11 protein-coding genes are annotated in these 12,440 nt (G+C 68.0%); 8 read left to right on the top strand and 3 right to left on the bottom strand.

The window, feature by feature from the left end; all coding sequences use genetic code 11:
• Positions 1-97: 97 nt before the first annotated feature.
• Positions 98-814, top strand: coding sequence for a TerC family protein (locus AC3A6Y_RS22745; protein ID WP_487870482.1), 717 nt, complete (start codon positions 98-100; stop codon positions 812-814).
• Between the two features lie 10 nt (positions 815-824).
• A complete protein-coding gene (locus AC3A6Y_RS22740) occupies positions 825-1,256 on the top strand; it encodes a universal stress protein (RefSeq protein WP_487870481.1) in 432 nt (143 codons plus the stop codon).
• 27 nt (positions 1,257-1,283) lie between these two features.
• On the opposite strand, the gene AC3A6Y_RS22735 is transcribed toward AC3A6Y_RS22740, so the two are convergent.
• On the bottom strand, positions 1,284-2,198 hold the full coding sequence (locus AC3A6Y_RS22735) for a LysR family transcriptional regulator (protein ID WP_487870480.1): 915 nt from the start codon (positions 2,196-2,198) through the stop codon (positions 1,284-1,286).
• Between the two features lie 120 nt (positions 2,199-2,318).
• Between AC3A6Y_RS22735 and AC3A6Y_RS22730 the strand changes: the two genes are divergently transcribed.
• The 5 genes from AC3A6Y_RS22730 (at position 2,319) to AC3A6Y_RS22710 (ending at position 7,038) form a co-directional block, all read left to right on the top strand.
• Positions 2,319-3,584, top strand: coding sequence for an aromatic ring-hydroxylating dioxygenase subunit alpha (locus AC3A6Y_RS22730; RefSeq protein WP_487870479.1), 1,266 nt, complete (start codon positions 2,319-2,321; stop codon positions 3,582-3,584).
• Between the two features lie 3 nt (positions 3,585-3,587).
• Positions 3,588-4,058, top strand: coding sequence for an aromatic-ring-hydroxylating dioxygenase subunit beta (locus AC3A6Y_RS22725; RefSeq protein ID WP_487870478.1), 471 nt, complete (start codon positions 3,588-3,590; stop codon positions 4,056-4,058).
• Positions 4,059-4,066: 8 nt separating this feature from the next.
• Positions 4,067-4,384, top strand: coding sequence for a non-heme iron oxygenase ferredoxin subunit (locus tag AC3A6Y_RS22720; RefSeq protein WP_487870477.1), 318 nt, complete (start codon positions 4,067-4,069; stop codon positions 4,382-4,384).
• 81 nt (positions 4,385-4,465) lie between these two features.
• The gene (locus AC3A6Y_RS22715; protein WP_487870476.1) at positions 4,466-5,824 is read left to right on the top strand and encodes an MFS transporter; all 1,359 of its coding nucleotides are present in this window, start codon (positions 4,466-4,468) and stop codon (positions 5,822-5,824) included.
• The gene (locus tag AC3A6Y_RS22710) at positions 5,821-7,038 is read left to right on the top strand and encodes an NAD(P)/FAD-dependent oxidoreductase (RefSeq protein WP_487870475.1); all 1,218 of its coding nucleotides are present in this window, start codon (positions 5,821-5,823) and stop codon (positions 7,036-7,038) included. Before AC3A6Y_RS22715 ends, AC3A6Y_RS22710 begins: the two co-directional genes overlap by 4 nt.
• Positions 7,039-7,072: 34 nt before the next feature.
• Here the strand turns inward: AC3A6Y_RS22710 and AC3A6Y_RS22705 are convergent, their stop codons facing one another.
• Positions 7,073-7,477, bottom strand: coding sequence for a Rid family hydrolase (locus AC3A6Y_RS22705; protein ID WP_487870474.1), 405 nt, complete (start codon positions 7,475-7,477; stop codon positions 7,073-7,075).
• A gap of 146 nt (positions 7,478-7,623) precedes the next feature.
• Between AC3A6Y_RS22705 and AC3A6Y_RS22700 the strand changes: the two genes are divergently transcribed.
• Positions 7,624-8,550 (top strand): LysR family transcriptional regulator, encoded by a 927-nt coding sequence (locus AC3A6Y_RS22700; protein WP_487870473.1) that lies wholly within the window; start codon positions 7,624-7,626, stop codon positions 8,548-8,550.
• 101 nt (positions 8,551-8,651) lie between these two features.
• Here AC3A6Y_RS22700 and putA read toward each other — a convergent pair whose 3' ends face one another.
• Positions 8,652-12,422 (bottom strand): trifunctional transcriptional regulator/proline dehydrogenase/L-glutamate gamma-semialdehyde dehydrogenase, encoded by a 3,771-nt coding sequence (gene putA, locus AC3A6Y_RS22695; protein WP_487870472.1) that lies wholly within the window; start codon positions 12,420-12,422, stop codon positions 8,652-8,654.
• Positions 12,423-12,440 lie beyond the last annotated feature (18 nt).

The raw sequence follows: 12,440 nt of genomic DNA, 5'->3' as shown, positions 1-12,440 counted from the left end.
CGGCTGTCAGCCGGCCGGCAGAAAGGTGACAGGACAGGTCTCTACGCTCGAAGGCGGCGAAACCGCAGTGGTTTCGACCCCCCACCAAGGAGACACCGTGTCGTTTTTGTCGAGTCCCGAGTTCTGGATCGCCCTGTCGCAGATCATCCTGATCAACATCGTCCTGAGCGGCGACAACGCCGTCGTGATCGCGATGGCCTCGCGCTCGCTGCCGCCCGCCCAGCAGAAGAAGGCGATCGTGTTCGGCAGCGTCGGCGCCATCGTGCTGCGCGTGATCCTCACCTTCTTCGCCGTCTATCTGCTGACCCTGCCCTACCTCAAGCTGGTGGGCGCAGCGCTGCTGCTCTGGATCGGCGTGGGCCTGCTCCAGGGCGAGGACGAGGAGGAAGGCATCGAAGGCCACGCCGGCCTGGCGGCGGCCATCAAGACCATCGTGCTGGCCGACCTGGTCATGAGCCTGGACAACGTGGTCGGCGTCGCTGCCGCAGCGAAGGGCAACGTGCCGCTGCTCGTCTTCGGTCTGGTGATCAGCATTCCCCTGATCATCTTCGGCAGCACCCTGATCCTGAAACTGATGGATCGCTTCCCTGTCATCATCGTCCTCGGTGCCGCCCTGCTGGGCTGGGTGGCCGGCGAAATGGCGATCTCCGATCCGGCCATCGCCGGCTGGGCCGCCGAGCGTCACACGCTGCACACCGCGGTGCCTGCGCTCGGCGCCATGTTCGTGGTGGCGATCGGCAAGTGGCTCGGCCTGCGCAGCGAACAGCGCCGCGAGCGGCTGCAGGCGGCGACCAAGAAGCAACCCGCCGTCTGAGGGTGCCCGCATGACGCGCATCCTGGTTCCCATCGACCCGGATCAGCCCGCTCGAACGCGCTCGGCCATCGAACAGGTGCTGCGCATGCGCCGCAGCGAGCGGGTGAGCATTCGCTTGCTGCGCGTGCAGCCCAAGGTCTCGGGTCATGTCGCGATGCTCTTCGACCCGCGCGAGCTGCTCGCGCTGCAGCTGGATGCGGGCGCCGAGGATCTGCAATACGCGCAGAAGCTGCTCGACCTGGCCGGCGTTCCCTACACCAGCACCGTGCTGGTGGGACGCACGGCCGAGACGATCGCCGCGGCCGCTCGCGACCACGGCTGCACCCGCATCGTCTTCGGCCGCGACGAGCCCGGCCTGGCCGGCACGATCTTCGGCTCGCTGGCGCAGCAGGTGCGCCAGCACCTGGGTGCGAACGGAGACCCCCAGGTCATCGGCTCCTGAACGAGAAGTGCCGGTGGGCCGCGGCGCTCAACCGGGCTCGCCTTCCCCGTGAAGGCGGATGATCAGCGAGCGCAGCCAGGCGTTCGCGGGATCCTTGTTGTAGCGGCCGTGCCAGAACAGGTCGATCGCGATCTCGGGCAGCTTGGCCGGGTGGCGCACGTAGGACAAGCCGAAAGGCTCCGCCAAGGCCTGGGCGAGCCGCTCCGGAACGGTGGCCACCAGGTCGGAGTCGTGCAGGATGTGCCCCACCGCGACGTAGTGCGGCACGGTGAGGACGATCTTGCGGGCAATGCTCCGGCGCCGTAGAAGCTCGTCCGCCCTTCCGTGGCCCGTGCCCTCCGAGACCACGATGACATGCTCGGCGGCCGAGAATTCGCGAAGCGATATTTCCCGCTTGTCGAGCGCATGGCCGCGCCGGAACATGCAGACGTAGTGCTGCTTGAAGAGCCGGCGCTCGAAGTAGCCGACCTTCAGCTGCGGCAGCAGGCCGATGGCGAGGCTCACGTGGCCCGCTTCCATCTCGTCGCGGAGATTGACCGCCGTGTTGCGAACCGTGCTGAGCGAGACACGGGGCGCAACGCGCGCCAGCTCCTTCATGAGCTTGGGCAGGAAGTAGATCTCCCCGATGTCCGTCATGCCGACCGTGAAGGCGCGCGTCGACGTCGCCGGGTCGAACGAGGCTTGCTGATTGATCGCGGCGTGGATGACCTGCAAGGCGCGCGCGGTCGGCTCGGCCAGCTGCTCGGCGAAAGGCGTCGGCTCCATGCCCTTGGGCGTTCGCAGGAACAGGGGGTCGTCGGTGAGCTTGCGCAGCCGTGCCAGCGCGTTGCTCACGCCGGGCTGCGACAGCCCCAGGTTCTCGGCCACCTTCGAGACCCGGCGGTCGATGAGCAGCTGGTTGAAAACAACCAGCAGGTTGAGGTCGATGTCCTTGAGCTCCATGCCCGCCCCACATTCACGAAATCAATCTGCACTATTGCCCACATTCTATTGATCGATGAGAGGGGAATCGCGATGATCCCGAGTACCCCACGACGCGCGACAGCACACAGGAGACGAGACATGGATGACGCAACGGCCGTCTTTCCCAAGCAGATCCATTGGGAAGGCCAGGGCACCAGCCGCATACCGTTCATGGCCTACACCGAGGCCGATCAGCATCGCCGGGAGCTCGAGCGCTTCTTCTACCGCGGCCACTGGTGCTACGTCGGCCTGGAGGCCGAAATCCCGGACGCCGGCGACTTCAAGCGCACCGTGATCGGCGAGCGTTCCGTGATCATGGTGCGCGATGCCGAGGGCCGCATCAACGTCATCGAGAACGTCTGCGCCCATCGCGGCATGCAGTTCTGCCGCGAGCGGCACGGCAACCGCAAGGACGGCGGCTTCACCTGCCCGTACCACCAGTGGAACTACACCCTGCAGGGCGACCTGCAGGGGGTGCCCTTCCGCCGCGGCGTCAAGCAGGACGGCAAGGTCAACGGCGGGATGCCGGCGGACTTCAAGACGGCCGAGCACGGCCTCAACAAGCTGAAGGTGGCGACGCGCGGCGGCGTGGTCTTCGCGTCCTTCGACCCGGAGGTCGAGTCGCTCGAGGACTTCATGGGCCCGGCGATCCTCGGCTACTTCGATCGCCTGTTCAACGGCCGCAAGCTGAAGATCCTCGGCTACAACCGACAGCGCATCCCCGGCAACTGGAAGCTGATGCAGGAGAACATCAAGGACCCCTACCACCCGGGCCTGCTGCACACCTGGTTCGTGACCTTCGGACTCTGGCGCGCGGACAACAAGTCGCAGCTGAAGATGGACCGGCACCATCGGCACGCCGCCATGATCTCGACCCGCGGCACGAGCGGCAAGGCCGACCAGGTCACGCAGGTCTCGAGCTTCAAGGAGAGCATGCAGCTCAACGACGACCGCTTCCTGGACATCGTGCCGGAGCCCTGGTGGGGCGGCCCCACCGCGGTGATGATGACGCTGTTCCCGAGCGTGATCTTCCAGCAGCAGGTCAACAGCGTCTCGACCCGGCACATCCAGCCGAGCGGCCCGGGCCACTTCGACTTCGTCTGGACGCACTTCGGCTTCGAGGACGACGACGAGGCCATGACGCAGCGGCGCCTGCGCCAGGCCAACCTCTTCGGACCCGCGGGCTTCGTGTCGGCGGACGACGGCGAGGTGATCGAGCTGTCGCAGAAGGGCTTCGAGCAGAAGCCTTTCCATCGCACGCTGGCCGAGCTGGGTGGGCGCGAGGTCGGCGACACCGATCACATGGTCACCGAAACGCTCATCCGCGGCATGTACGAGTACTGGCGCAAGGTCATGGAGGCTTGAACGATGGACTTCCAGGACTACTTCGAGCTGAACCAGCTCTACGCCAACTACGCCGGCGCGGTCAGCTCCGGCGAGTGGGAGCTCTGGCCGGAATTCTTCACCGACGACTGCACCTACCGGCTGCAGCCGCGCGAAAACTTCGAGCGGGGATTTCCGCTGGCCACGCTGTCCTTCGAGAGCAAGGGCATGCTGAAGGACCGGGTGTACGGCATCCGCGAGACGCTGTTCCACGACCCCTACTACCAGCGCAACGTCACCGGTGCGCCGGTGGTGCGCAAGGCCGAAGCGGGCCGCTACGAATGCGAGGCCAACTACGCGGTGTTTCGCACCAAGCTCTCCGAACTGTCCTCGGTCTTCAACGTCGGGCGGTACATCGATGTCGTCGTGCGTACCGGGCAGGGACTCAAGTTCGCCTCTCGCCTGGTCATCTACGACAGCGAGATGATCCCCAACTCCGTCATCTATCCGATCTGAGGACCGTCATGAGCGATGTGCAATGGACCGATGCCGCGCCGGTCGACGATGTTCCGGCGGACGACGTGATCGGCATCGTCGTGGACGGCCACGACGTGGCGCTGTACAGCGTCGACGGCGAGATCTTCGCGACCGACAACATCTGCACGCACGGGCATGCGCGCCTGTGCGAGGGCTTCCTCGAAGGCCACGAGATCGAGTGCCCCCTGCACCAGGGCAGGTTCGACGTGCGCACCGGGCAGCCGAGCTGCGCGCCGGTGACCGAGGCGATCAAGTCGTATCCGGTCAGGATCGAAGCCGGCCGCGTGTTCCTCGCGCTGGACTGACCCCCTCTTCCTCAACGGCAACACCCGCGACCGCATCAGGTGTCGCCGCCGCATGCCCATCTAGAAATTCAGGAGACATCGATGCGCCAGATAGACGTGCACGCGCTTGCCGACAAGGCGCGCTTCAACCGCTTCCACGGCCTGGTGCTGTTCTGGAGCGCGCTGATCATCATCTTCGACGGCTACGACCTCGCGGTGGTCGGCATCGCCCTGCCGGCCATCATGCAGAGCATGAACGTCGCCCCCGCGAATGCGGGACTGATGGTGAGCTCGGCGCTGTTCGGCATGATGTTCGGCAACATCATCCTCGGGACGGTGGCCGACAGGATCGGAAGGCGCTGGGCCGTGGTGATCTGCGTCGCGCTGTTCAGCGTCTTCACGGCCGCCGCCGGGTTGACCAACGACCCGGTGGTGTTCAGCATCTTCCGCTTCATCGCAGGCATCGGCATCGGCGGCGTGATGCCCAACGTCGTGGCCCAGATGACCGAGTACTCGCCGCTGCGCATCCGCAGCATGATGGTCACGCTGATGTTCAGCGGCTACTCCGTCGGCGGCATGCTGGCGGCGCTGGTGGGCAAGGGCATGATCGAGCGCCTCGGCTGGCCCTCCGTCTTCATCGTGGCCGGCCTGCCGGTCCTGCTCATCCCTTTCATCTTCCGCTCCTTTCCCGAGTCCATGCCCTTTCTCATCAGGAAAGGACGCCTCGAGGAACTGCGGGACATCGCCTCGCGCCTGGAGCCGGGCTACAAGCCCGAAGCGAGCGACCGGTTTGCGGTGCCCCTGGAAGACAGGGCGGACAGCGCGCCGATCCGGCACCTCTTCCATGAAGGCCGCGGCTTCAGCACCTTCATGTTCTGGCTCTCCTTCCTGATGTGCCTCTTCATGGTGTACGCGCTCAGTTCGTGGCTCACCAAGCTGATGGCGAGCGCGGGCTACAGCCTGGGGTCGGCCTTGACCTTCGTGCTGGTGCTGAACTTCGGCGCCATGATCGGCGCGATCGGCGGCGGATGGCTGTCCGATCGCTTCCCCATCAAGCGCGTGCTGATCGGGATGTATGTGCTGGCCGCGATGTCCATCACGCTGCTGGGGCAGCCGCTGCCGACGCCCGTGCTGTTCCTCATGGTGGGCCTCGCCGGTGCGACGACCATCGGCACGCAGATCGTGAACCTGGCCTACGTTGGTCAGTTCTATCCGATGGCAGTGCGCAGCACGGGCATCGGCTGGGCCTTGGGCGTCGGGCGCATCGGTGCCTTGCTCGCGCCGATCGTGATCGGTACCCTGGTGGGCATGGCGCTTCCCCTGCAGCAGAACTTCGTCGCCATCGCCATCCCGGCCGTGATCGCCGCGCTGGCCACCCTCTTCATCGACCACCGCCGCTCGGCATCGTCGCCCCATGAGGATGGAGACGCGACGCTCGCGGGCGCGGTGCCCGCCAAATGAACACCGAAACCATCGTCATCGTGGGTGCCGGCCAGGCGGGCGGCTGGGCCGCACAGACGCTGCGCAGCGAAGGATTCAAGGGCAGGATCGTCCTCATCGGCGACGAGCCGCATCGCCCCTACGAGCGGCCGCCGCTGTCCAAGGCGGTGCTCGCGGGCGACGCGCATGCGGACAGCACGAGCCTGGTGAAGCCCGAAGCCTTCGACCTTCTCGGCATCGACTGGCGGCCGAAGGTCACCGCCACCCGCATCGACAGGGCGGCCAGGCTGCTTCACCTGACGCAGGGCGAGCCGTTGCATTACGACAAGCTGATCCTGTGCAGCGGCGGCCGGGCGCGCCGGCTGGATGTTCCGGGCGCGGACCTGCCCGGCGTCCACATGCTGCGCAGCATCGAGGATGCGGCGGCGCTGGGCGCGGCCCTGTCGGCCGGCAAGCACCTGCTGATCGTGGGCGGTGGGTGGATCGGTCTCGAGGTGGCCGCGACGGCGCGCAAGAAGGGCATGCAGGTGACGGTGGTCGAGGCCATGCCCCGGCTGTGCGAGCGCACCGTTCCGCCGCTGATCTCCGACTATTTGCTGCGGCTGCATCGCGCGCACGGCGTCGAGGTCGTGCTCGGCACCGGCGTCCGGCAGTTCGCACGCCTGCCCGCAGGGCGCTTGTGCGCCACGCTCGGCGACGGACGCGAGATCGCCTGCGATGCGGTGCTCGTCGGCATCGGCCTGGTCGCCAACGACGAGCTCGCGCGCGAAGCCGGGGTGGCATGCGAGGGCGGCGTGCTGGTCGACGCGCAGTGCCGCTCGTCCGACGCCGACATCCTGGCCGCCGGCGACGTCGCAGCCTGGCATTGCGAATGGGCCGGGCGCCGGATGCGGCTCGAGTCCTGGCAGAACGCCCAGGAACAAGGGATCGCCGCGGCCCGCGCCGCGCTCGGCATCGCGGTGAACCACCAGCCGCTGCCCTGGTTCTGGTCGGACCAGTACGACATCAACCTGCAGATCTTCGGCATGCCTGCGCCTTCGCACCGGATCGTGGTGCGGGGCGATCCGGACACCCACAGTTTCGTCGTCTTCTTCCTCGACGAGGACAAGGTCGTCGCGGCACTGGGGCCCAACTCCGCCAAGGACCTGCGCTTCGCCCGGCGCCTCATCGAGCGCCGCAGCAGCGTCGACCCGGAACGGCTCGCGGATCGCCAGGTGCCGCTCGCCAAACTTTGACGCCGGCTCGCAACGAACTGCCGGCAAGACCACATCAACCCACGCGGGTCTCCGGGAGCTTCGCGATCGCCTTGATTTCGAACTGGAAGCCGTAGAGCCACGTCACGCCGATGCCCGTCAGCGTCGGGTGCGGCGCGTCGCCCCAATACTCCGGCACCACCTTCCAGATCGTTTCGAAGGTCGATTCGGGATCGACCACAAAGACGGTCACGTCGACCACGTCGTCGAACGTGCAGCCTGCAGCCGCCAGGATCGCGTTGAGATTGTCGAATGCGAGCCGGACCTGCGCCTCCAGTTCGGGCTCGGGCGAACCGTCCGGGCGGCTGCCGACCTGCCCCGAAACGAACAGGAAGCCGTTGGATCGGATCGCCGGCGAATAGCGATTCTTCTCGTAGAGCGCCTGGCGGCCGACCGGAAAAACGACGTCACGCTTGGCCATGGAATTCCTTTTCATGCAGGGGCCGGCGTCCGACCCGGTGTTGACGATGCAGGGACTTTAGGAACGCTCGGCTTCGGGATCAACGAGCAAGGCGAACAATCACAATTTGCAGAACCCAAACAATCCTCGAGGCATCTGGAGAAGAGATGGACCGTTTCGATGCGATGCAGGCATTCGCCCGCGTGGTGGAAGCACGCAGCTTCACCAAGGCGGCGGATACGCTTCACATGAGCAAGACCAGCGTGACGCAGCTGGTGCAGCAGCTGGAAGCGCGGCTGCGCGTCAAGCTGCTCAACCGGACCACGCGCAAGGTCAACGTCACCGCCGATGGCGCGGCCTACTACGAGCGCGTGGTGCGTCTGCTGGCCGACATGGACGATGCCGAGACCAGCCTCTCGAGCGCATCGGCGTCGCCCAGAGGCCGGTTGCGGGTGGATGTGCCCAGCCCGCTGGCGCGCATGATCCTGGTGCCGGCATTGCCGGCCTTCCACGCGCGCCACCCGGACATCCAGCTCCACATGGGCGTGAGCGATCGCATGGTGGACCTGATCGGCGAGAACGTGGACTGCGTCGTGCGCGGCGGCGAGCTCACCGACGCCTCGCTGATGGCACGCCGCGTGGGCGACCTGCAGCTCGGCGTCTACGCGGCGCCGAGCTACCTGGCGCAAGCCGGCACCCCGACGCATCCATGGGAGCTGGAGGACACGCACCACCGCATCGTGGGCTTCCTGGGGTCGCGCACCGGCAAGGTCTTTCCATACCTCATGCAGCGCCACGGCGAGCGCATCGAAGGGCAAGGCCGCTACGCGTTCGCCGTCGATGACGGCAATGCCTATCTCGCGGCGGGCCTGGCCGGCCTGGGCATCCTCTGGCTGCCGGACTACATGGCCAAGCCGCACCTGACGTGCGGCGAGCTGGTGCCGCTGTTCGAGGGCTGGCGCCTCGATCCGATGCCGCTGTACGTGGCGTTTGCGCCGAACCGGCATGTGAGCGCCAAGCTGCGCGTGTTCATCGATTGGGTGGCCGAGCTGATGGCGCGGCACGCGCCTGTCGTCGTGCGGCGCGATGCGTGACGCCCCAGGCCAAAACGTGACAGGGACGACGCACTTCGCCTTGCGGCCTGGCTATCGCGCAACGCACGGCATCGCTCGACCTCGGATCGATGCCAGGACGATCAGGCGATCGTCATCAGACTGGCGTTGCCTCCTGCCGCCGCGCTGTTCGTGCTGACGGCGCGCTCGATCACCAAGGCCTCCAGCGGCAGTTCACCGCTGTCGGCGGCGAAGCGGCGAAGGCTGACGATGGGACCGTCGCGCTCGGCCAGGCGAGCCGACGCGGCCAGCAGGTCGTCCCGGCTGCCCTGGTGGAGAGCAACGTCGAATTCCACGCCGGGCGCCGCCCAGTCGCTGGCCAGCGCAATCGCCTCCTGCACGTCCAGCGGCAAGCTCGCGTGCAGGGCCCGTGTCCCGGGCCGCGACGGCCAGATCGCGCGGCAGCCCACGGCCAGCGCGCCGGCCGATTGCAGGAGCAGCGAATCGTCGGACTCGGCCAGGCACAAGGCCGCTTCGCGCGGGTGCAGCGAGTAGATGTTGCGTTCGCCCGTCGGGCCCGCCAGCAGCCGGGCGCTGCGAGGGCCGATCATCCGGGCCAGCCGCTGGCACTGCGCGGCGGCGCGACCATCGCGGTGCCGGGCCATCCACGACACGAGCGAGTCGAATGCGGGCGAAGGGGGTGCAGCGGCGCTCTCGGCCGAGGACCCCGGCAGGCCGAGCTCGACCGCACGCGCAAGCACGTCCTGCGGGCGCGCCGCAAGCAGCCGGTACATGTACAGCGGGCCGCCCGCCTTGGGCCCGGTACCGGACAGGCCCTCGCCGCCGAAAGGCTGCACGCCGACGACGGCGCCGACCATGTTGCGGTTGACGTAGACATTGCCGACGCGGGCGTGGGACAGCACCTTGTCGATGGTCTCGTCGATGCGGCTGTGCAGGCCCAGGGTCAGGCCGTAGCCGGTGGCATTGATCTGCGCCATCAGCGCCTCGAGCTCGCGGCGCTGGTAGCGCACCACGTGCAGCACAGGCCCGAAGACCTCGCGCTCGAGTTCCGAGATGCTCTCCAGTTCGATCAGCGTGGGCACGACGTAGGTGCCTGCCTCGATGGCGTCGTGCGCGCAACGGCCCAGGCGATGCACACGCCGGCCGCGTCCCTGCATCGCCTCGACGTGTGCCTCGATGGTGTCGCGGGCGCCCGCGTCGATCACCGGGCCCACATCCGTGCGCAGCGAAGCCGGGTTGCCCACGGTGGCCTCGGCCATCGCGCCGCGCAGCATGTGCAGCAGGCGGTCCGCCACGTCGTCCTGGACGCACAGGACCCGCAGCGCCGAGCAGCGCTGCCCCGCGCTGTCGAAGGCGGAGCCGACCACGTCGGCGACGACCTGTTCGAGCAGCGCCGACGAGTCGACGATCATCGCGTTCTGTCCGCCGGTCTCGGCGATCAGCGGCACCGGCGCGCCGGTGGGGCCGAGGCGCCCGGCCAGCGTGCGCTGCAGCAGCCGCGCGACCTCGGTCGAGCCGGTGAACATGACGGCCTGCACGCGCGCATCGGCGACCAGGCGCGCGCCGACGGTGGAGCCCCGCCCCGGAACCAACTGCACGGCGGCCGCCGGCACGCCGCCTTCGTGCAGAAGTCGGACCGCCTCCGCGGCAATCAGCGAAGTCTGTTCCGCAGGCTTGGCAAGCACCGGGTTCCCGGCCGCGAGCGCCGCAGAGACCTGGCCGACGAAGATGGCCAGCGGGAAGTTCCACGGGCTGATGCAGACCACCGGCCCCAGCGCCCGATGGGTGCTGCTGTCGAAATCGGCGCGGGCCTGGGCCGCATAGAAGCGCAGGAAATCGATCGCCTCGCGCACCTCGGCCACGCCATTGGCGCAGGTCTTGCCGGCCTCGCGCGCCAGCAGGCCGAGCAGTTGCGGCAGGCGCGCCTGCAGCAGGTCCGCCGCGCGCTCCAGCGCGCTCGCCCGCTGTGCCGCCGGCGTGCCGGCCCAGACCGGGGCGAATTCCGTCGCCGCGTGCAAGGCGGCCTCGATCTCCTCCTCGCCTGCCGCGCGAACCTGGCCCACCACGTCACGATGATCGGCCGGGTTGAGCGCCTGCTTCCAGGCCGTCGCCTGCGATGCGGGCGGCTGCGCCAGCAAGGGCTCGGCTGTCCATGCCAGATCCGCACCCTGAACCAGGACGGATTGCAGATCGCGCAGCGTCTGCTCGTTCGAAAGATCGATGCCCTGCGAATTGCGCCGCGCCTGGCCATAGAGCGCTGCGGGGTGTGCGATGGCCGGATGCGGCCGCCCCGGATCGCCCTCCTCCTTTGCCATGCGCTCGACCACGGCCACGGGGTCCTCCACCAGCGATGCGATGGAGATCGTGGGATCGGCGATGCGGTTGACGAAGGAGGTGTTGGCGCCGTTCTCCAGCAGCCGGCGCACCAGGTAGGCCAGCAGCGTCTCGTGCGTTCCCACGGGCGCGTAGATGCGGCAGGGTCGCCCGAGCTTGCCGTCCTCAGGGCGGCCGACCACCTGCTCGTACAGCGGCTCGCCCATGCCATGCAGGCACTGGAACTCGTACTGGCCGGGCCGGTAGGAGGCGGGCTGGGCGAGCGTGTAGATCGCCGCCATGGTGTGGGCGTTGTGCGTGGCGAACTGCGGATAGATCTCCGCCGGCGCCGCCAGCAGTTGGCGGGCGCAGGCCAGGTACGAGACATCGGTGTAGACCTTGCGCGTGTAGACGGGAAAGCCGTCCTGCCCGTCGACCTGGGCACGCTTGATCTCGCTGTCCCAGTAGGCGCCCTTGACCAGCCGGACCATCAAGCGATGGCGGCTGCGCCGGGCCAGGTCGATCAGGTAGTCGATCACATGCGGGCAGCGCTTCTGGTACGCCTGGACCACGAAGCCGATGCCGGACCAGCCGGCCAGCGCAGGCTCGAAGCACAGCTTTTCCAGCAGGTCCAGCGAGAGCTCGAGCCGGTCCGCTTCCTCGGCGTCGATGTTCAAGCCGATGTCGTGGCGGCGGGCCAGCAGCGCCAGGCCGCGCAGCACCGGATAGAGCTCGTCCATGACCCGGCCGTACTGCGCGCGGCTGTAGCGCGGGTGCAGCGCGGACAGCTTGATGGAGATGCCGGGACCCTCGTACACGCCGCGCCCGTCGGAGGCCTTGCCGATGGCATGGATCGCCTGCTCGTAGGACTGGCGGTAGCGGTCCGCGTCCTCGGCCGTCATGGCGGCCTCGCCCAGCATGTCGTAGGAGTAGCGGAAGCCCTGGGCCTCGAGCTGGCGCGCGTGCTCCAGGGCGCCCTGGATGGTCTCGCCGGTGACGAACTGCTCGCCCATCATCCGCATGGCCATGTCCACGCCCTTGCGGATCATCGGCTCGCCGCCCTTGGCGATCAGGCGCGAGAGCAGCGCCGACATCGACGATTCGCTGTGGGTCGACACCAGCTTGCCGGTCAGCAGCAGCCCCCAGGTCGCGGCGTTGACGAAGAGCGAGGGACTGCGGCCCGCGTGTTCCTGCCAGTGCCCGCGCGCGATCTTGTCGCGGATGAGCGCATCGCGGGTGGCGGTGTCGGGAATGCGCAGCAGGGCTTCGGCCAGGCACATCAAGGCCACGCCTTCCTGCGAGGACAGCGCGTATTCCTGCAAAAGGCCTTGCACCAGACCCGCACGCCCGGCGGAGTTCTTGCGCTCGCGCAGGCGCTGTGCGATCTGCAGCGCGAGCGCGTTGGCGCGGCTGCCGGTGTCGGCGTCCATCCGGGCCTGGGGCAGCAGCCCCGACAAGGCCTCAGGCTCGGGCAAGCGGTAAGCGCGCGAAATGCGCCGGCGAAGTTCGGAGGGTTCCGGGGGGCCTTCGGCAAAGCCGCCGAAGAGCGTGGCGGGGTCGATCGGTGTGCGCGTGGTCATGAGAGCTGGCTGCCTTGA

It is taken from the genome of Variovorax sp. Soil_C_17 (assembly GCF_057657265.1).
The sequence above is the reverse complement of the archived record's forward strand: the minus strand, read 5'-3'. Positions and strand labels throughout refer to the sequence as shown.

What these genes read in the sequence shown, in the direction of transcription:
- AC3A6Y_RS22735 (WP_487870480.1), bottom strand. Translation starts at nt 2,198, where the DNA reads ATGGAGCTCAAGGACATCGACCTCAACCTGCTGGTTGTTTTCAACCAG.
- AC3A6Y_RS22710 (WP_487870475.1), top strand. Translation starts at nt 5,821, where the DNA reads ATGAACACCGAAACCATCGTCATCGTGGGTGCCGGCCAGGCGGGCGGC.
- AC3A6Y_RS22730 (WP_487870479.1), top strand. Translation starts at nt 2,319, where the DNA reads ATGGATGACGCAACGGCCGTCTTTCCCAAGCAGATCCATTGGGAAGGC.
- putA (WP_487870472.1), bottom strand. Translation starts at nt 12,422, where the DNA reads ATGACCACGCGCACACCGATCGACCCCGCCACGCTCTTCGGCGGCTTT.
- AC3A6Y_RS22720 (WP_487870477.1), top strand. Translation starts at nt 4,067, where the DNA reads ATGAGCGATGTGCAATGGACCGATGCCGCGCCGGTCGACGATGTTCCG.
- AC3A6Y_RS22715 (WP_487870476.1), top strand. Translation starts at nt 4,466, where the DNA reads ATGCGCCAGATAGACGTGCACGCGCTTGCCGACAAGGCGCGCTTCAAC.
- AC3A6Y_RS22740 (WP_487870481.1), top strand. Translation starts at nt 825, where the DNA reads ATGACGCGCATCCTGGTTCCCATCGACCCGGATCAGCCCGCTCGAACG.
- AC3A6Y_RS22725 (WP_487870478.1), top strand. Translation starts at nt 3,588, where the DNA reads ATGGACTTCCAGGACTACTTCGAGCTGAACCAGCTCTACGCCAACTAC.
- AC3A6Y_RS22700 (WP_487870473.1), top strand. Translation starts at nt 7,624, where the DNA reads ATGGACCGTTTCGATGCGATGCAGGCATTCGCCCGCGTGGTGGAAGCA.
- AC3A6Y_RS22705 (WP_487870474.1), bottom strand. Translation starts at nt 7,477, where the DNA reads ATGGCCAAGCGTGACGTCGTTTTTCCGGTCGGCCGCCAGGCGCTCTAC.